Source organism: Bartonella mastomydis, assembly GCF_900185775.1.
Lineage (GTDB): Bacteria > Pseudomonadota > Alphaproteobacteria > Rhizobiales > Rhizobiaceae > Bartonella > Bartonella elizabethae.
In genome coordinates this window covers 616,275-637,614 of sequence record NZ_LT883137.1, presented here as the reverse complement: position 1 = coordinate 637,614, position 21,340 = coordinate 616,275, and the positions used below count along the sequence as shown (strand labels likewise).

Here is a 21,340-nt window from a genome sequence, read left to right as displayed (position 1 = left end):
CCCTTATGATTAAGGGCACTATTTTATTTCTTTCTTTGTTATAAAGAAAATATTTGACAAAAAGACAACCTTTAAAGTTCCAAGGAATACTCTTTATACAACAATAAAAGTCAGAGAAAATACAGCATACTCAAATCGCTCCACTTTAATATGATAATTGATTTTTTCACAACGCACTTACCAGTGAAAAAGTAAAATAAGCATATCTGTTGATAATACTCCTTTATTCTCTATCGGTATTCGTAAGTATTTAAAGAAATTTCCCTTCATCTTAGTTTTAAAAGAAGGGAAATTTATTTTTGAGTTTTTTACTGTTAGTTCAATGTGATCCTAAATCCAGCACCTACACCCCAATGACCCCCAGCACTCGTTGCTGACACATTAGAACGAATTTTTCCATTTTCAGACATATAACCAGCACCGATGGCAAAGGCAGATTGGCTGCGCCATACACCCGTACCAAATGAAAAGCTTAATTTTCCTGGCGTATCATCATAACTCAAATTAGATACCGCCAAACCAATAGCTGCCGATTGTCTTGCTTCCTTGCGGACATCCTCAACGGCATAATTTAACGTCTCAAACTTCATATCTGTATAAGCTTTGGACTCACTAACACCATTGTTGACTATATCAGTAACATGTTCATCCGTATACTTCTTCGCATCTTCAAGAACTAGCTTCATCTGCTGTTCCGTGTAATCATGCAATTGACCGCCATTGATCGCTTCCTTCGAACCACTCTCAATCCGACCTTCCGCTACATTATCTATCAATACAGGATCACTTTCATTGCCTCCAACTAATGTGATTTTGTTCGTCTTATTACCAGCCTCGTCCTTATCATACTTAACTGAGCCATCCGTTGCTAGCGCAATATCTTGTACCTGCTTGTCAATACCATCTACACGCTTCTCAACCGCTGATACTTTCTGCTCCGTCTTCCAAAGCTGACCCCCATTCACAACTTCCTTCGAACCTTTCGATACATCTCCATCCTCTACATGCGTAATCTTACTGTCCTTACCATCATGACGACCATCATAGCCTCCTAAATCATCATTCCAGTTCAAACTGTTCGAGCTAACATTCTGCGCTACATTATTAATCCGATCGTTAATACCTGACAAACTTCCATTAACCCCTTCAAATGCACCAGCTACATTATCATAGCTCTTACTCTCTGAAGAACTGCCATCACTCTTGAACTGCGTTATTTGGAATTGAGGTGCTGTCCATTGTCCTCCCTGATAGCTCGCGCCTCCTCCTAAATAAGCCGCTAACGTCTGATTCAACTGATACAATTGGTTACCCGTAATCGCTTCTGTCGAACCCGCAGAAATATCTCCATCAACAAGATGGCTCAGCTTGCTATTGTGCTTCTCTGAACCTTTGCCATGAAGGGCAACAAAGGATTCATCCGCATCACTCCATAACAACGCATTCTGCTCAACAGTCTCTGAAAGCTCATGATGAAGCTTCGTGAATGATTGATTCACACCCGCAAAAGCTGCAGAAACATTATTATAACTCGTTTCTTCAGAACTTCCATCATCGTTAAAGCTCAATATCTTAAAGCTTGGAGCAATCCACTGACCATTCTCAAACTTAGCACCACCACCAAAATAGCTCGCAAGTGTATTGTTCATCGAATATAGCTGAGAACCATTTACAGCTTCTGTTGAATCTGCTGAAAGGGTCCCTGCTTTTACACCAGAAAGACTACGTACTGCACCATCACTATTGGCTATGGTGATTTCTGTTCCCTCTTTTTCTGCACCGATCTTAATAACCTTACTCTCTTCATCCTGCTTAACAAGACTATCACTGACAACTTGGCTAATCTGATTGTTAATATTCGTAACAGCATTCGTCATTTCATTATGAAGATTGCTGAAAGATGTACCAACACTCGCAAAGGCTTTTGCTACATCATCATAGCTCTTCTCTTCAACCTTGCTACCATCCTCGCTGACAGTGTTAACCTTAAAGCTTGGAGCAATCCACTGACCATTCTCAAACTTAGCACCACCACCAAAATAGGTCGCAAGCGTATTGTTCATCGAATAAAGTTGAGAACCATTGATCGCATCCGTGGAGTTTGCAGTAATATCTCCATTCGCAAGAGATGTGATCTTACTATTCTTCTTCTCAGCATCAATGCCATGGGTCGCTACAAATGCCTCTTTATCTTCACTCCACAACAACGCATCACCTTTAACCTCTTGAGTAATATCCGTGATTTGTTGAGTAAAGTCTTGAACAACATTCGTGAGATGATTGTTCACATTCTTGATATTCGTATCAAGACCAGTAAACGCAGAACCTACATCTTTAAACTCTGCCTGCTTCGCTTCTCCCTTTTCATCAACCTGAGATAACTTATAGGTTGGTCCTGTAAAGGTACCATCTTTAAAGGATGTTTCTCCACCTAAGAACTTTGCAACATCTTGAGAGAGGGTATTAATCTGACCTCCCGTAACCGCATCATGCGAATTCTTTGCAATCTGACCATCTGCAACATTATGCAATGCAACAGGGGCTGCATTTGAGCCTTTTCCAAGCGTTACATTTGTATAATCAGTCTCACCATTTTCCTTCTTATCGTAAAGAACAACCGCTGAATCATCTGACTGAAGACTGTTAGAAAGCTGATCCAAACTTTGATCAAGCTGAGCTTTATTAACCGCTTCATTATCATTTACGGCTGCCTTAACACCAGAAAGTGTACGATCCTTACTATCCTTGTTGGCAATATTGATTTCAGTGCCGGCTACTTCTTTACCAATGTTGATGAGGCTCGTTGTAGCATCCTGCTTAACAAGACTATCACTGACAACTTGGCTAATCTGATTGTTAATATTCGTAACAGCATTCGTCATTTCATTATGAAGATTGCTGAAAGATGTACCAACACTCGCAAAGGCTTTTGCTACATCATCATAGCTCTTCTCTTCAACCTTGCTACCATCCTCGCTGACAGTGTTAACCTTAAAGCTTGGAGCAATCCACTGACCATTCTCAAACTTAGCACCACCACCAAAATAGGTCGCAAGCGTATTGTTCATCGAATAAAGTTGAGAACCATTGATCGCATCCGTGGAATCTTCAGTAACACTACCATTCGCAAGTGAAGTGATCTTGCTAGAGGTTCTGTCTTTGCCTTCTCCATGCTGAGCACTAAAGGCTTTGTCAGATTCACTCCATAACAACGCATTCTGCTTAATATTTTCACTAACCTCATTCGTATTCTTTGAAATCTCTTCATGAAGCTGTGTGAATGAACGATCAACACCACCAAATGCTTCCGCTACACTCTGATAACTCTTATCCTGAACCGTATAAGTCGGTGCAACACCTTTCAATACATCGGCTCCACCTCCTAAGTACTTCGAAGTATTCTCAGAAACTGTTTTAAGATCATTCCTTACTGTCGTAACGTTCTGATTGGTCGCAAAAAGCTGACTACCATTTACTGCGTCTGTCGATGTTTCGGTGAGCACTCCGGCTTTTACACCTGTGAGGCTCCGTGACGCTCCATCGGTATTCGCAAACGTAACTTCAGTTCCGCTCTTTTCACCTCCAACCGCAATAACATGGGTCTTCTCATCTTGCTTAACAAGACTGTCTCCAACAACTTGGTTAATCTCATTCTTAAGCTCTTTATGAATATTCGTGAAAGAACTTCCAACTCCAGCAAACGCTTCCGCTACTGTCTTATAGCTATGCTCTTCAACCTTGCTACCATCAGAACTTACTGTATGAACCTTGAAGCTTGGAGCTACCCAGTTGCCTTCTTTATATTCAGCACCGCCACCTAAATAGCTCGCTAACGTATTATTCATCGAATAAAGCTGAGAGCCATTCACAGCATCGGTCGATGCTTCTGTAAGCGATCCGGCTTTTACGCCTGTGAGGGTCCGAGCGGCATCACCACTGTTGGCAATGTTAATGCTGGTACCACCTCTTTCCGCACCGATCTTGATCACCTTGCTCTCAGTATCCTGCTTAACAAGACTATCACTCACAACATTGTTAATATGATTGTTAATATTCGTAACGGCATTCGTCACTTCATTATGAAGATTCGTGAAAGAACTTCCTACTCCTTCAAAAGCTGCTGCAACATTATCATAGCTCTTCTCTTCAACCTTATCACCAGCAGTATTAACTGTATTAACTTTGAAGCTTGGAGCTACCCAGTTGCCTTCTTTGTATTCAGCTCCACCACCCAAATAGCTCGCCAATGTATTGTTCATTGAATAAAGTTGGGAACCATTAACTGCATCCGTAGAGCCCTTAGTAACATTACCATCCAAAATGTGGGTAATCTTGCTGGCTGTTCTGTCTTTGCCTTCTCCATGTTGCGCACTAAAGGCATTGTCATCTTGGCTCCATGATAAAGAATCTTGAGCAACTCCCTCTGAGACTTCCTTAATTCGATCATTCACATTCTTGATATTCGTATCAAGACCTGAAAAGGCTGAACCTACATCTTTAAACTCTGTCGATTTTACCTGACCATGTCTATCAACACTCGATAATTTATAGCTTGGTCCTGTAAAGACACCTTTCTCAAAACTTGTATCTCCACCTAAGAACTTTGCAACATCTTGAGAGATCGTGTTAATCTGACCTCCGGTAACCGCATCATGTGATTTGTCAGCAATCTGACCATCTGCAACATTATGAAGACCAACAGCTGTAGAATTCTTACCTTTACCGAAAGTTACACTCGTATAATCAATTTCATCTTTTTCTTTTTTATCATAATGAACAACCGCTGAATCATCTGACTGAAGATGATTAATCTGATTGGTGATCTCATTCTTAATATTCGTGAAAGAAGTGCCAACTCCTGTCAAAGCTTCTGCTACATTCTTATACTCTTGCTCTTCAGATTCACCATTATCCTTAACTGTTTTAACTTTAAAGCTTGGTGCTTTCCAGTTGCCTTCCTTATACTCAGCGCCACCACCAAAGTACTGTGCAACATTGCGACCCAAAGCATAAACCTGAGAACCATTTACCGCATCCGTGGAATCCGCAGTAATGTCTCCATTCGCCAGAAAGGTGATCTTACTATTTTCTTTTTTACCTTCTTTTTCTCCATGTTGGGCGATAAAGGCTTTACTTTCCTTATCCCACAACAGCGCATCACCTTGAACTTCTTGAGTAATATTCGTAACTTGCTCAGTAAAGTTATTAACGACATTTGTAAAATTAGAATCAATATCGGAAAATGCATCCGCTACATTATGATAAGTCTTTGTTCCATTTTCCTTACCATCTTTGAAACTTTTAAGCGTAAAGCTCGGAGCTGTCCAGTTGCCATTTTCATACTTAGTACCACCGCCAAAGTACTGCGCAACCGTTTGATTTAATGAATAAAGTTGGGAACCATTTACTGCTTCTGTTGAAGCAGTAGAAATATCTCCTGCAGCAAGAGACTTAATCTTGCTATTCGTTTTTTTGCCGTCTTTTTCACCATGCTGCGCTACAAATGCACCTTCAGTACTACTCCAATTTAAAGAATCTTGTGCTACTCCCTCTGAGACTTCCTTAATACGATCATTTACATTCTTGATATTCTTATCAAGACCAGTAAACGCTGAACCAACATCGGTAAACGTCTTATCCGTTACCTTACCTTCTGTAGAAACATCAGATAATTTATAGGTTGGCTGTGTAAGACCGCCATCTTTAAAGGATGCTTCACCTCCTAAAAACTTAGCGATACTCTCACCAATGGTATTGATCTGACCTCCAGTGATTGCATCATGTGAACCATTGGCAATCTGACCATTTGCAACATTATGAAGACCAACAGCTGTAGAATTCTTACCCTTACCTAAAGTTACACTCGTATAATCAATTTCATCTTTTTCTTTTTTATCATAATGAACAACCGCTGAATCATCTGACTGAAGATGATTAATCTGATTGGTTATTTCATTTTTTATATTTGTGAAAGAAGTACCGACGCCAGTTAAAGCTTCTGCTACATTCTTATACTCGTGTTCTTCAGATTCACCATTATCCTTAACTGTTTTAACTTTAAAGCTCGGAGCTGTCCAGTTGCCATCCTTATATTCAGCGCCACCACCAAAGTACTGTGCAACATTGCTACCCAAAGCATAAACCTGAGAACCATTTACCGCTTCTTTTGATTTGGCTGAAAGATCACCTGCTTTTACTCCAGAAAGGACACGCTCTATACCATCACTGTTGGCAAAACTTACTTGTATACCGTTCGTTTCACCACCAACTGATATGACATGTGTCTTTTCATTTTGTTTAACAAGGCTGTCCCCTACAACTTGGTTAATTTTCTCATCCACCTCATTATGAATATTCGTGAATGATTGATTTACACCTTCAAAGGCGTCAGCTACAGTTTTATATTCTTGCTCTGTTGCTTTGCCACTATCATCGAATTTCTTAACCTTAAAGACAGGAGCACTCCACTTGCCTTTCTCATCATAACCTGCTCCTCCACCTAAATAGCTCGCTAACGTATTGCTCATAGAATAAAGCTGGGAACCATTTACTGCTTCTGTTGAAGCAGTAGAAATATCTCCTGCAGCAAGAGACTTAATCTTGCTATTCGTTTTTTTGCCGTCTTTTTCACCATGCTGCGCTACAAAAGCACCCTCAGTATTACTCCAATTTAAAGAATCTTGTGCAACACCCTCTGAGACTTCCTTAATACGATCATTTACATTCTTAATATTCTTATCAAGACCTGCAAAGGCTGAACCAACATCATTGAAAGACTTATCTGTGACCTGTCCTGCTTTAGAAACTTCAGATAATTGATAAATAGGACCTGTAAAGGCTCCATTGTTAATGGCTGCTTTCCCACCCAAAAATTTAGCTATATCATCACCAATTTTATAAATCTGTCCGCCAGTGATTGCTTCATGCGACTTATCAGAAATACTACCATCAGCAACATTGCGGAGAGTTGTAGGAGTTTGATCTTTACCGCCAAAAGTGACACTTGCATAATTAATAGTGTCATCCTTCTGTTTATCATAATGAACAACCGCTGAATCATCTGACTGAAGATGATTAATCTGGTTGGTAATCTCATTGGTGATTGTGTTTTGAACATTCGTAATAGAAGTTCCAACACCTTCAAAAGCTTCTGCTACATTCTGATAAGTCTTATCTTCTTTACCACCATCAGCATTAACTGTTTTAACCTTAAAGCTTGGTGCTTTCAAGTTTCCTTTTTCATCATAGCCAGCACCGCCACCAAAATAGGTCGCAAAGGTATTGCTCATAGAATAGAGTTGTTTACCCGTTATGGCATCCGTTGAATCTTTTGAAATAGTTCCATCTAAAAGATGTGTAAGCTTACTATTTTTCTTTTCATCATCTTTGCCATGATCAGCAACAAAAGCATTAGCTTCCTTGCTCCATAATAAGGCATCGCCTTGAACTTGTTGCGTAATATTCGTTATGTTTTGAGTAAAATCATTGAATTTATTCGTTATATCGTTGGTAATTTTGTTTTGAACATTCGTGATAGAAGTACCAACGCCTTCAAAAGCTTCCTCTACATTTTTATAAGCCTTATTTTCTTCCTTGCCATCATTAGTTACAGTTTTAACTGTAAAAGTTGGATCGATCCAACCGCCATCTTTATAACCAGCTCCACCACCTAAGTAAGTAGCAACCTTATTATTTGTCTCGAAAAGCTGTGAACCATTAATAGCTTCCGTCGAGTCTTTCGTAATATCTCCGGTAGCAAGGAATTTAATTTTGCTATTGGTTTTTTCTTCTTCGCCATGTTGCGCACTAAAGGCATTGGCATCCTTGCTCCACGATAAAGAATCCTGCGCAACACCTTCAGAGACTTCTTTAATACGTTGATTCACATGCTTGATATTCGTATCAAGAGCTGCAAAAGCTGTTCCAACACCATCAAGAGAACTTTCTGTTACGACTCCATCCTTGGCAATGTACGATAATTTATAAGTTGGACCTGTAAAGGCTCCATTGTTAAAAGCTGCATTTCCACCCAAGGATTTCGCTATATCTTCGCCGATTTTATTAATCTGCTTACCATTGATTGCATCGTGAGATTCTGAAGAAATCGTACCATCAGCAATATTGTGAAGTGCTGTGAGGGTTTTATCTTTCCCACCAAACGTTACACTCGCATAATCAATGGCTCCATTCTTTTGTTTATCATAATGAACAACCGCTGAATCATCTGATTGAAGATGATTAATCTGGTTGGTTATTTCATTGGTAATTTTATTCTGAACATTCGTGATAGACGTACCAACACCTTCAAAAGCAGCTGATACATTGCTATAGTTCTTCTCCTCAGAGTTACCATCAGCCTTAACTGTTTTTACCTTAAAGCTTGGCGCTTTCCAGTTTCCTTTTTCATCATAGCCAGCACCGCCACCTAAATAGGTCGCAAGCTGCTCGTTCATCGAATAAAGTTGTCCACCTGTAACTGCATCTGTAGAGCCAGAAGCAATATTACCGTCCGAAAGATGGGTAATCTTACTCTTTGTTTTTGCTCCATCCTTCTTATGATCGGCAACAAATGCGTTATCAGTACTGCTCCACAATAAAGCATCGCCTTGAACTTGTTGTGTCACATTACCAACTGCCTCTGCTAATTTCTCCTCAACTTTCTTGATATTTGTATCAAGCTGAGCTTTGTTAACAGCTTCATTATTCTTTGTCGCTTCCTTCACACCGGAAAGTGCACGATCTTCATTATTCTTGTTGGCAATATTGATTTCACTGCCTTCTTCTTTTGCTCCAATGGTTATACGCTTTGTTGTATCATCTTGTTGTACAAAGCTATTGGCGGCAACTTGAGAAACCACATTATTAATCTGTTCAGTAACTTTATTTTGAACGTTCGTGATAGACGTACCAACTCCCGTTAAAGCTTCGGATACATTATGATAAGTCTCTTCTTTTTCCTCACCCTCTCCGTTAACAGTTTTAATTTTAAACGTTGGAGATGTCCATTCACCATTCTCATAACGAGCATCGCCACCGAAAGACTGAGCAACCTTATCACCCAAAGTGTAAAGCTGTTTACCTGTAATGGCATCTGTTGAGTCAGAAGCAATATTACCATCTAAAAGATGTGTAATTTTGCTATTGGTCTTTGCATCATCCTTGCCATGATCTGCTACAAAGGCATTGGCTTCCTCATTCCATAATAAGGCATCGCCTTGAACTTGTTGCGTAACATTCGTTATGTTTTCAGTAAATTCGTTGAATTTATTCGTGATGTCTTTACTGACATTTTCGATACCTTTATCAAACTGCCCCTTGTTGACAGCTTCATTATTTTTCACCGCATCCTTCACACCGGAAAGGGTTCGTGCTTCGTTTGCGTTGTTGGCAATATTGATTTCACCACCAGCTACTTCTTTACCAATCGTGATGTAATTTGTCTTTGGGTCTTTCTTAATAAGGCTATCACCTTGTACATTGGTAATCGCATTATTAATCTGGTTGGTCATTTCATTTTTTATATTCGTGAAAGCAGTACCAACACCTTCAAAAGCTGCGGCTACATTCGTATAGCTTTGCTCTTCCTCTTCACCATCAGCTTTAACGCGTTTAATTTTAAAGGTTGGACCGTTTGAATTTCCATTTCCAAAGTCAGCACCACCACCCAGATAATTAGCAAAATTGGTACCCAATGTGTATATTTGACCACCATTGACAGCTTCTTCTGAGTTAGCCAATAAATCTCCACCAGAAACAAACTTAATTTTGCTACTTCTTCTGTCTTTTCCTTCTCCATGCTGAGCACTAAAGGCTTGATCATCTGTACTCCACAATAAGGAATCGCCTTTAACAGTGTTAATCGTATTATTAACCTCTTTGGTAATCTCATTTTTAACATTCGTAATAGACGTTCCAACCCCTGTTAAAGCTTCAGCTACATTATGATAAGTTGCATTCTCTTCTTTGCCTTCATCGGTAACAGTTTTCACTGTAAAAGTTGGATCGGTCCATTTGCCATCTTTATATCCAGCCCCACCACCAAAGGACTTGGCTATATCTGTGGCAGCAGTTTGGAGATTACTGGAAACAGTATTTACATTTTGATTTGTCTCAAAAAGCTGTGAACCAGTGACAGCTTCTTTTGAATCTTTTGAGATATCACCATTCTTTATACCCGTAAGCGTACGTGTCTCTTTGTTATTATTGGTAATATCAATTTTATCACCACCTGTATCTTTACCAATGGTGATGTGTTGTGTCTCAGCATCTTGTTTTACAAAGCTATTGGCAGCAACTTGTTCTGTAACTTCTTTTTGAATTTTCTGCAGCTGTCCAAAGTTGACTGCATCAGTTTCTTCAGTACCAGCGTTCACACCAGAAATAGTCCGAGCACTACCATCTTTATTGGTAATATCAATTTTATCACCACCTGTATCTTTACCAATGGTGATGTGTTGTGTCACAGTATCCTGTTTTACAAAGCTATTGGCAGCGACTTGCTCAGTAACTTCTTTTTGAATTTTCTGCAGCTGTCCAAAATTCACCGCATCAGTTTCTTCAGTACCAGCGTTCACACCAGAAATAGTCCGAGCACCACCATCTTTATTGGTAATATCAATTTTATCACCGTCTGTTTCCTTACCAATGGTGATGTGCCTTGTTTCGGAATTTTGTTTTACAAAACTATTGGATGCAATTTGCTTTTCGACTTCTTGAACTTGTTTTTCTACTTGTTCTTGAACTTCTTTTTTTGCTTTGTCTAATTGTCCAAAATTCACCGCATCGGTCGTATTTGTACCATCGGCTACATTGATAATCTTTTCACTGCCTGCATCAATACCAGAAGTAGTGATTTGGGGACCATCTGCAATTTTCAAGCCCGTAGTATCAAAAATGTTCTGTCCTGCTTTTACACTATCTAGCGTAATTCCTCTCGCCAGATCAAACTTAACCTCATTCTCTTTATCACCTTTTGTAACATTAAAATTATCACTTCCAGCAGAAAATTTCATTTCACTGTCATAAGAGAAAGTTATAGGATCATCTTTGTCAAAAGCCACACGCCAAGCATGTTTTCTTACAAAGACCTCTAAATCTTTTAACTGTGCAACATTTACCGCATCAGTAGCTGCACTACCTGCTGCGACTCCCCCAATTTGTCGTGTTCTATTATTAGCAATATCACCAACACTCACAGCGCCGTAAGTGCTTTTCCATGTAGAACTAGTATTTGTCGCTGCCCCATTCAAAGAAGGAGCATAACCTGCAACACCAGCAGCAACATTTGCTATAGAATTAGCACCTAAAGCAATAGCATGATCTGCATTTGCTCTTGAATAAAATCCTATAGAAACAGCATCTTTTTGCGTTGCATAGGCACGATGACCAACGGCCGTTGAACCATACCCCAAAGCTTTAGAAACAGCACCCAAAGCTGTTGAATAATCACCCTGAGCAGTGGTATAATCATTATCCCCATGTTCACTCTTTACGTTATATTCGGAACCTAGTGCGGTGCTACTTTTCCCCAAAGCATGCGCCATGCGACCTATAGCCAAGCTATCTTCTTTTGTCGCCTGCGCCTGATCACCCATAGTGATGGCGAATTTTCCTGTTGATTGAGCCTTATGACCAATAGCAACACTTATCTCCCCTGCTGCATTTGCCAGCCCACCTAAAGCAACAGAAGAATCTCCTTTTGCTTCCGATCCTACGCCCACAGCAATGCTCACCTTTCCAGCGGCAAGCGACGCAACACCAAAGGCTAGTGACCCTCCCGTACGGGCCGTTGCATTTGCACCAAATGCTGTTGAATAACTCCCCTGTGCCGAAGATCCACAACCGGTGGCAAAAGAATAAACACCAAAAGCCTCAGGCAATATATTCGTATCACCACTAGTCAAACCTCCCATATAACCAATATTCCCACTGGTTTGCCCATTACCAGTCCAAACTTGTTGCTTATCGCTGTGACTATAAGGAGAAAAATTTCCAAACTTTACTTCTTCGAGAAATCTCCGATATTCTTCTTCTGCAGTTATTTTCTTCCCACCACGACCAGCGGTTCCTCCCCGATCAATAACATTATCCGCACCGCAAAAATCATCATCACCAGAAAGAACAACACTGCCATGACTGCCTTTAGGATAAGCTACCGCTGGATCATCTTTACTCAAAATCTTTGCTCCTGTTATTGCAAGATTCGAAGCAAATACAGGCGAAATATTTGATAAAAATGTAGTCGCTGTGGCTAATGAAAGCGCTTTCACAAAAGAAAAACGAAAAACTTTCAAAGTACGCGCTCTTTGTGTGGCATATAATTTTTTCATAACAAACTCTCCAATGAAAAAATCTGAAAACCCATCCAAAACATAAAAAAGACATATTTTTCTGTTAGCCACTCGCTCAGGTAGATTTGGAAATTGAGAGCGGCTCTTTGAATAAAGACGTTTTGAGTCTTTTGTTGTGTTTTGTGTGTGCTTTCTGTAACGAGATCTAAATAAGAAATTTTGGAAATATGTTTATAAGGACATAAAAAAGACACATTTAGACTCTAATAAAAATTTGGTTGCGATTTACTGTATAGACTTGGAAAAAGATCTTTGAGGGTTTTAAACATTAGGAGCATTTTATTTAGTAGGTGTTTGGTTATACTCAATAAAATTTTTAGCAATATTTTTATTGCTGGGGTTTTTGCCTTTTTTTATTAAGGAACGCTATTTTTTTCGTATTCAATAAATGAAAAGCTAAATATTTAAAAAAACCTTAAATTTCTTTAGAAATATGAAATTTTTCTAGCTGGGTTATTGTTTTGTTAAATGTAATGCAGTGATGTAAATTCGTTTTTCGGGTATTTACAATTTATACACTACCTCTTCCCCCCTTTTGAATTGTTATTTCGATCAAAATGAGTCTTACTAATATACTTTATGTTGCACTACCCCCTCTATAATAAAATAGCAACAAAAAAATAAAAATTTTTATCTATTTAAATATTTTTTACAGAAATATGTGATCTTTTTTCAACAATTTAAGTAAAAAATTTTAGGAAAATAATTGAAAATTTATAACTATGTTGCTCTATAAAGCTTGTGGGAGCAATAAAGTATTCCTCATTCTTTATAAAAAAGTATAAATGCAGAACGCAGCAATAATCTTAACGACTTTCTATCAATTCAATTTTACTCTTAAACCCGCTCCTATGCCCCAATGCCTACCAGAACTCGTAGCGGATATATTAGAACGAATTCTGCCATCTTCAGACATATAACCTGCTCCAACAGCAAAAGCGGATTGATTACGCCATGTCCCCGTTCCTATCGATAAACTTAAAGAACCTGGCGTATCTTCATAACTCAAATTCGATACCGCTAAACCTACCGCTGCTGCTTTTTTGGATTCTTTGCGAACTTCCTTAATTTCATACCTTAACGCTTCAAACTTTACATCTGTATAAGATTTTGTCTCATGAATAACATTGTGGACCGTGTTATTGACAATGTCCTTGAAACGCTCATCCGTATATCTCTTCGCATCAGAAAGAACGAGATTCATCTGCTTATTCGTATAATCATGCAATTGACCGCCTGTGACAGCTTCTTTTGAGTCACTTTCAATGCGACCATCCGCTACATTGTCTATCAATACTGGATCACTCTCACTCATACCAATTAATGTTACTTTATTCGTTTTCTTGCCATCATTCCCTTTATCATACTTAACAGCAATATCTGCCACACTAGCAATATCTTTTACTTGCTTATCAATCATATTGACATGGCTTTCAACCTCTTTAACTTTCTTATTCGTCTGCCAAAGTTGTCTGCCATTAACAGCCTCTTTCGAGCCTTCTGATATTTCACCATCCGCTACATGCTTAATCTTACTGTCTTGACCTTTATGACGCGCATCAAAAGCTTTTTCTGTCTCACTCCAATTTAAACCACCCGAGAAAATACTCTGTTCAACATCATGAATACGATTGTTGATATTGGTCATGCTTTCGTTAACAGCTTCAATCGCCGACGCAATATTGGTATATTCCTCCCTTTTACTCACAACACCAGCAGCAGTAAATTGTGCCACCTTAAAGTTTGGCGCGAGCCATTTTCCATCCTTATATCCCGCATCCCCACTAAAATATCTAGAAAGTACATTGATTACCGAATAAAGCTGAGAACCATTGATCGCTTCCGTGGATTCTTCTGTCAGAAGCCCTGCCTTTACACCAGAAAGGCTACGTACACCATTCGCACTATTTGCAATACTGATTTCACTCCCGTCCTTCTCTCCACCAATCGTGATACGCTTTGTCTTTTCATCCTGCTTAACAAGATTCTCACTTTCTATTTTGTTTATCTCATGGGTAATTCTATGCTGAATATTCGTGAAAGAATTTCCAACCCCACTCAACGCATCAGCAATATTGCTATAGCTCTTTTCTTCAGAGCCTCCATCTTCACCAAACTGCTTAATCTTAAAATTTGGAGCTTGCCAATTTCCTTGCTGATCATAACCAGCGCCACCACCTAAATAGCTTGCTAGTTGCTCGTTTAAAGAATAAAGCTGAGACCCATTTACTGCATCACTTGAGCTTGCTGTAACATCACCAGCCTTCAGATAAGTAATTTTGCTGTTTGTTCTTGTTTTGCCCTCCCCATGAAGAGCAACAAAGGCTTCGTTATCCTTATCCCATAACAAAGAATCATCGCTAATGCCTTGCGAAACTTCCTTAATACGCTTGTTGACATTCTTTATATTTGTATCAAGACCTTCAAAGGCTGAAACAATATTATCATGCGCTTTTTGTCCTACCTCCCCATCTTCAGAAATACTAAGTAATTTATAAATTGGTCCTGTAAAAATACCCTCTTTAAAAGCTGCACTGCCACCAAAATACTTCACTACCTGCTGGAATATTTTTGTAATTTGACCACCATTCATTGCATCGTGCGATTCTTGCGTAAGTTCACCATCAGCAACATTATGCAAAGCAACGGGTTCTTTATTTTTACCACCAAAAGTTACACTCTTATAATTAACAGTACCATCCGACTGTTTATCATAAAAAACTGCAAAAGAATCCGTAGACTCAATTTTCTTATCCAACTTATCAAGCTGTGCTTTGTTAACCGCCTCATTATCTTGTGTCGCCGCCTTTACACCAGAAAGTGTTCTATCCTCTTTATCCTTGTTGGCTATATTAATTTCACTTCCGTCCTTCTCTCCACCAACCGTGATAAGCTTTGTCTTGTCATCTTGTTTGACAAGACTATCACTAACAATATTGGTGATTTGGTTATTCATCTCATTATGAATATTCGTGAGAGAATTACTTAAACCTAACAAAGCATCCGAAACAGTTTTATAATCTTCTTGCGTTGTATTACCTTTAATATCAAAATTGTTCACTGTAAAAGTTGGAGTAGTCCAGCGTCCCTCTTCATAGCTTGCTCCACCGCCTAAAGAAGCAGAAACCCCGCTCCCCATTGAATAAAGCTGTCTGCCCGTAATCGCATCCGTAGAATCAGAAGAAATAGCGCCATCTAAAAGGTGAGTGATTTTGCTGTTTGTTTTTGAACTCCCCTCTCCATGATCAGCAGTAAACGCTTTATCAGCCTCACTCCACAATAAAGCATCGCCTTTAACTTGTTGCGTAATATTCGTTATGTTTTTGGTAAAATCGTTAAACTTATTTGTTATTTTGTTATTTGCATCTTTAATACTTGTATCAAGCTGACTTTTGTTAACCGCTTCATTATCTTTTGTTGCTGTCTTCACACCAGAAAGCGTCCGAGCTTCATCATTTTTGTTGGCAATATTGATTTCAATACCGTCTGTTGCTTTACCAATGGTGATCAGATCTGTTGCTTTTTCTTGCTTTACAAGACTATCTCTTACTACTTGGCTAATCTGATTCGTAATTTTATCATGCATATTCGTGACAGAATTATTTACACCTTCAAAAGCAGCCGCAACATCATGATACGTCTTCTCCTCAGACTTGCCATTCTCACCAAATTGCTGAATTTTGAAATCTGGAGCCTTCCATCCTTTATCTTTATTATACTCAGAACCACCACCTAAATACGTCGCTAACGTCTGATGCAGTTCATAAAGCTGTTTGCCAATGACTGCATCCGTAGAAACAGCCGTAATATCTCCAGCTGAAATATGCGTAATCTTGCTATCTTTTCTCGTATCACCTGCCCCATGAGAAGCTACAAAAGCACCATCCTGTTTACTCCATAATAAAGAATCTTGGGCAATTTCCTGAGATACTTCCTTAATCCGGTCATTCACATTCTTGATATTGCTATCAAGACCTGCAAAGGCTTTACCAACATCACTAAAGGACTTATCTGTAACCTGTCCTGCTTCAGAAACTTCAGATAATGCATAGGTTGGTCCTGTAAAAGCTCCATTGTTAAAGGCTGCATCTCCACCCAAGAATTTAGCTATATCTCCACCAATTTTATAAATCTGTCCACCAGTAATTGCATCATGCGACTTATCAGAAATAATCCCATTCGCAACATTGTGGAGAGCTGTAGGAGTGTTATTTTTACCCAAGGTGATATTCGTATAGTCCGCCTCTTCCTCATTATCTGTGGATTTTTTATCGTAGTGAACAGCAAAAGAACTCTCAAACTTAAGATCTTCTGTGAGCCCTTTCACAGCTTTATCAAGTTGTCCTTTGTTAATAGCCTCATCAACCTCCATTGCCTCCTTCACACCAGAAAGTGTCCGAGCCTCACCATTTTTGTTGACGATATTGATGACACTGCCTTCTACTTCTTGACCAATGTTGATATTATTTGTTGATTCATCTTTCTTAATAAGGCTTTCACCTTTTATAGTGGTAATGGCATTATTAATCTGGTTGGTAATCTCCTTGGTCATTTTATTTTGAACATTTATGAAAGAAGTTCCAACTCCTGTTAAAGCTTCCGCTATATTGGTATAATTCTTATCTTCTTCTTTTCCTTCACCATTAACAGTTTTTATCTGAAAGCTGGGGTCCTTCCAGTTTCCTTGCTCATCATAACCAGCACCTTTATCCAAATAGGTCGCAAAGGTGTTACTCGTAGAATAAAGCTGCTTACCGGTAATGGCATCTGTTGAATCTTTAGAAACAGCACCATCTAAAAGAAAGGTAATTTTGCTATTTTCTTGTGCTCCCGTTGTTTTGTTTTGTTCTTCTGCTTTCTTTTTATGACGCGCAGCAAATGCCTGAGCTTCATCATCCCATAATAAGGCATCACCTGTAACTTGTTGCGTAATATTTGTTATGTTTTGATTAAGTTCACTGAACTTATTTGTTATATCATTGGTAACTTTATTCTGAACATTCGTGATAGACGTACCAACGCCTTCAAAAGCAGCAGCAACATCCGTATAAGATTCATCTTTTTTATTGCCTTGATCGTCAACAGTTTGAACCTTAAATGTTGGTGCACTCCATTTGCCATCTTTATAACTAGCTCCACCCCCTAAGTAAGTAGAAACTTTATTATTTGTCTCAAAAAGCTGTGAACCTATAACGGCTTCATTTGAATCTTCTAAGAGAACACCAGCTTTTATGCCTGTAAGAGTACGCTTTTCCTTATTCTTGTTAGCAATATCGATTTTATCACCCTCTGTATCCTTACCAATAGTGATGTGTTGTGTTGCTTTATCCTGTTGTACAAGGCTTTCACCTTCCACTTTTTGGATAACATTATTAACCTGTTCAGTCACGTTATTCTGAATATTCGTAAGAGAAGTACCAACTCCTGCAAAAGCTTCCGCTACATTGCTATAACTCGTCTCTTCAGGGTTGCCATCAGCTTTAACTATCTTTACTGTAAATTCTGGATCAGTCCATTTGCCATCTTCATATTTAGCATTTCCTCCAAAATACTTGGCTATATTCGAGGCAGCCGTTTGGAGATTAGTAGAGACAGTATTCACTTTCTGATTTGTCTCAAAAAGCTGTGAACCAGTAACGGCTTCCTTCGACTCCGCTGAGAGTGCGCCATCCTTGATACCGGTCAGAGTCCGCTTTTCATTTTTATTATTGGTAATATCGATTTTATCTCCACCTATATCCTTACCAATGGTGATATGTTGCGTTTCTTTATCTTGCTGTACAAGACTTTCACTCACCACATTTTTAATTTGATTTTCGACATTTGTGATAGTGTTATTCACATTCGTAATTTGTTGCTTTACCTCTGTAAAAAAACTACTCACACCAGAAAAAGCACTCGCAACATCATTATAAGATTTTCCTTCAACAGTATAAGTAGGCACCTTACCATTCACCACATCAGAGCCACCACCCAAATATTGCGATGTATTTTTAGCTATTGCTGATAGGTTAGTTTGCACCCCCGTTACATTCGTCTGTATCTCAGAAAAGTTTTTTTGAAGAATTGTAACATCATTATTTGTAGAAAAAAGCTGTGAACCAGTAACGGCTTCCTTAGATTCCGCTGAGAGTGCAGCATCCTTTATACCCGTAAGAGTACGCTTATCACCATTCTTGTTAGCAATATCAATTTTATCACCCTCTGTATCCTTACCAATAGTGATATGTTTTGTTTCAGCTTCTTGTTTTACAAAGCTACTGGCTACGACTTGTTGTTCGACTTCTTTTTCAATTTTCTGCAATTGTCCAAAATTCACAGCGTCAGTCGCTTCAGTACCCTCTGCTAAGTTTGTTATTTTTTTATTGCCAGCATCAATACCAGCCGTCATTATTTTGGGACCATTGGTAATGATTAAGCCTGTTGCATCTAAAGTTACTGAATTTGCTGCATTTTCTAAAGATTCTCCCCCCAATTTTATGCTATTTAACGTGAGATCTTTTGCTAAATCAAATGTTACCTTCTTCTCTTCTGCATTGCTTGTAATGCTAAAATTTGCACTTCCAGTTGCTAAATTTAATTTGTCTCCGGCACCAATAGCTGTATTCTTATCACCAACAGAAAGCTCCCAACTTCCTTGTCTTGTAATCAGTCCTCTTAAGGATTTTAACTGTGCAACGTTTACGGCATCAGTATCATTCGTGCCAGCTGCGACACCTACAATCTGCCGTGTTGAGGTAATTTTACGAGTATTACGATTTTCAACACCAATACCGAGAGCACCATATCCAGATTTCCATGCAGGTTCAGTTAATGTTGAGGTTTGTCCAGTTTTAGGATCATAGCCAGAAATTCCTTCTTTGACGCTCGTAACAGTGCTGGAACCTAAAGCAATAGCTCCCTTAGCATGAGGTTGCACTTTTGCAAAATAACCAATAGCAATTGCCTCGTCAGCACTACTATCAACGTAAGAGGTTGTGCCTATGGCTATTGCAAAATCGGAGTTTGCTATTGGACCTTGGAAGACAACAGCACCATCACCACGCTTTTCCTCCCAGTGTGCTCCTATCACAACACTTCCTCTTTTGGTCCAGCTATCAGGCACACCTAGTCTTACTTTGTTCTTAGACCATTCAGAAAGATTGTCTCTAGACACAGATACAGCTTTTTTTAACTGGGAAAAATTTACAGCGTCGGTATCATCTGTACCATCGACGACATTTGTAATCTTTTTACTGCCTGCATTAATACCAGCAGTGGTGATTTGGAGACCATTCGCAATTTTTAAGCCTGTAGCATCAAAAATGTTCTGTCCTGCTTTTACACTCTCTAGTGTAATGTTCTTTGCTAAATCAAATGTTACCTTATTATCTTTTTCGCCTTTGGTAATGTTAAAGTTGTTACTTCCTGTTGCGAAATCTATCGATCCATCTATCCCCACAGCTTTAGCATTTTTACCGTCAACAGACAGTTTCCAGCCTTTGTCTACGTAGGCTTGTAATGACTTTAACTGCGCAATATTCACGGCATCAGTATCTTGAGTACCAGCAGCTACTTTTGTAATCTGTCTTGTCTTGTCTAAAGTACCAACACTTACCGCACCGCGTCCACTTTTCCATGCTGCATTCCCATCAGTTGTAGCCTTCTTAAGGAGAGGATCGAATCCAAAAATTTGAGAAGCTGTATCCGCTACAGAAGAATCGCCTAAAGCAACAGAATCTTTTTTTTCTGCTTTTGCATCTGCCCCCAAAACAACACTCCCTTCTACATTTGCTCTCGAATAAAATCCTATAGAAATAGCATTTTTACCCGTTGCATAGGCACGATGACCAACGGCCGTTGTACCATATTCTAGAGCTTTAGAAACAGCACCCAAAGCTGTTGAATAATCACCCTTGGCGGTTGTATAGTCATCCTGATTCTTTTCATTATATTCAGAGCCTAGTGCAGTGCTGCTTTTCCCCAAAGCATGCGCCATATGACCTATAGCAATACTATCTTCTTTTGTCGCCTGTGCCTGATCTCCCATAGTAATGGCGAATTTTCCTGTTGCTTGAGCCTTATGACCAATAGCAACACTTTCCTGCCCTGCTGCATTCGCTCCTTGCCCCAAATTAGTAGCATTTGATCCACCTCTTGCGCTTACAAACGTCCTTCCACCCACTTGTATTGGATATCTCTCCTCTGATGAACTAGGTGTATTTAAGAGAGCTATGCCATTTCCATGATTATCATCAACCGAAGACTCTAAATTTTTTTGTGTAGAACTGCTATCTTTGTCCAAAACATTCACAGCAGTCTTCCCTTTTTCAGACAGCATAGTGATTAAAAAATCTACGTAACTACTAGACGTACTCACGCTTGACATTATGGCTGTAGTGAGCACTGTTAAGTAACTTGATTTTGATAAACTTATATCGTCAAAGAAACCCGTATGAGGGTTATAACGATTATAATCAGAAAAGACGTTTCTATTGTTTTTTTGAGAATAAACCGCTGTTGCCTTCTCTAGAACTTGAAGAAGCTGTTCTGTTCTATCAAAATTTTTTGCATAAACGGGGGAAGTATTTGATAAAAATGCGACGATTATGGTTCCCAACAAAAGCTTTTTAAACAAATGTCGAGAGAAATGCCTGTAATCCCAATCATTCCTCTTTGATATGATAGATAATTCTTTCATCACAAGTGCCCTAATGAAAAAAAATCAAATCAATCATATTTATGACATAAAAAAGACATATTTCAATTTATATTTTTCATTGAATTATCTTTTAAAAACTGCTGGGAGAGTTTTTTTGCATGAAACTAATTTAAAAACGAAGGTTTTTGGCAGTTTTATTTTTGCAGCGATGTATTATTTGGATAATAGCTTTATTTAGATAAATGTACACAAGAATATTTTCTTATTAGGTTAATGAGTTTTTACCTATAAAGTAGTTAACATATTGATTTTATGCTCTTTTGAATTGCTTTTTCGTGAAAAGTAGAAA

The 21,340-nt window shown here is 38.9% G+C and carries 2 protein-coding genes; both read right to left on the bottom strand.

Features of this window, described 5'->3' with window-relative positions; translation table 11 throughout:
• Window positions 1-314: 314 nt before the first annotated feature.
• The gene (locus FJG96_RS03285; RefSeq protein ID WP_139412710.1) at window positions 315-12,329 is read right to left on the bottom strand and encodes a Vomp family autotransporter; all 12,015 of its coding nucleotides are present in this window, start codon (window positions 12,327-12,329) and stop codon (window positions 315-317) included.
• 841 nt (window positions 12,330-13,170) lie between these two features.
• Window positions 13,171-21,030 carry a Vomp family autotransporter gene (locus FJG96_RS08985; protein ID WP_246046887.1) on the bottom strand — a complete coding sequence of 2,620 codons (7,860 nt, stop codon included), beginning with the start codon at window positions 21,028-21,030 and terminating at the stop codon, window positions 13,171-13,173.
• Window positions 21,031-21,340: the final 310 nt, after the last annotated feature.

What these genes read in the sequence shown, in the direction of transcription:
- FJG96_RS08985 (WP_246046887.1), bottom strand. Translation starts at nt 21,030, where the DNA reads ATGAAAGAATTATCTATCATATCAAAGAGGAATGATTGGGATTACAGG.
- FJG96_RS03285 (WP_139412710.1), bottom strand. Translation starts at nt 12,329, where the DNA reads ATGAAAAAATTATATGCCACACAAAGAGCGCGTACTTTGAAAGTTTTT.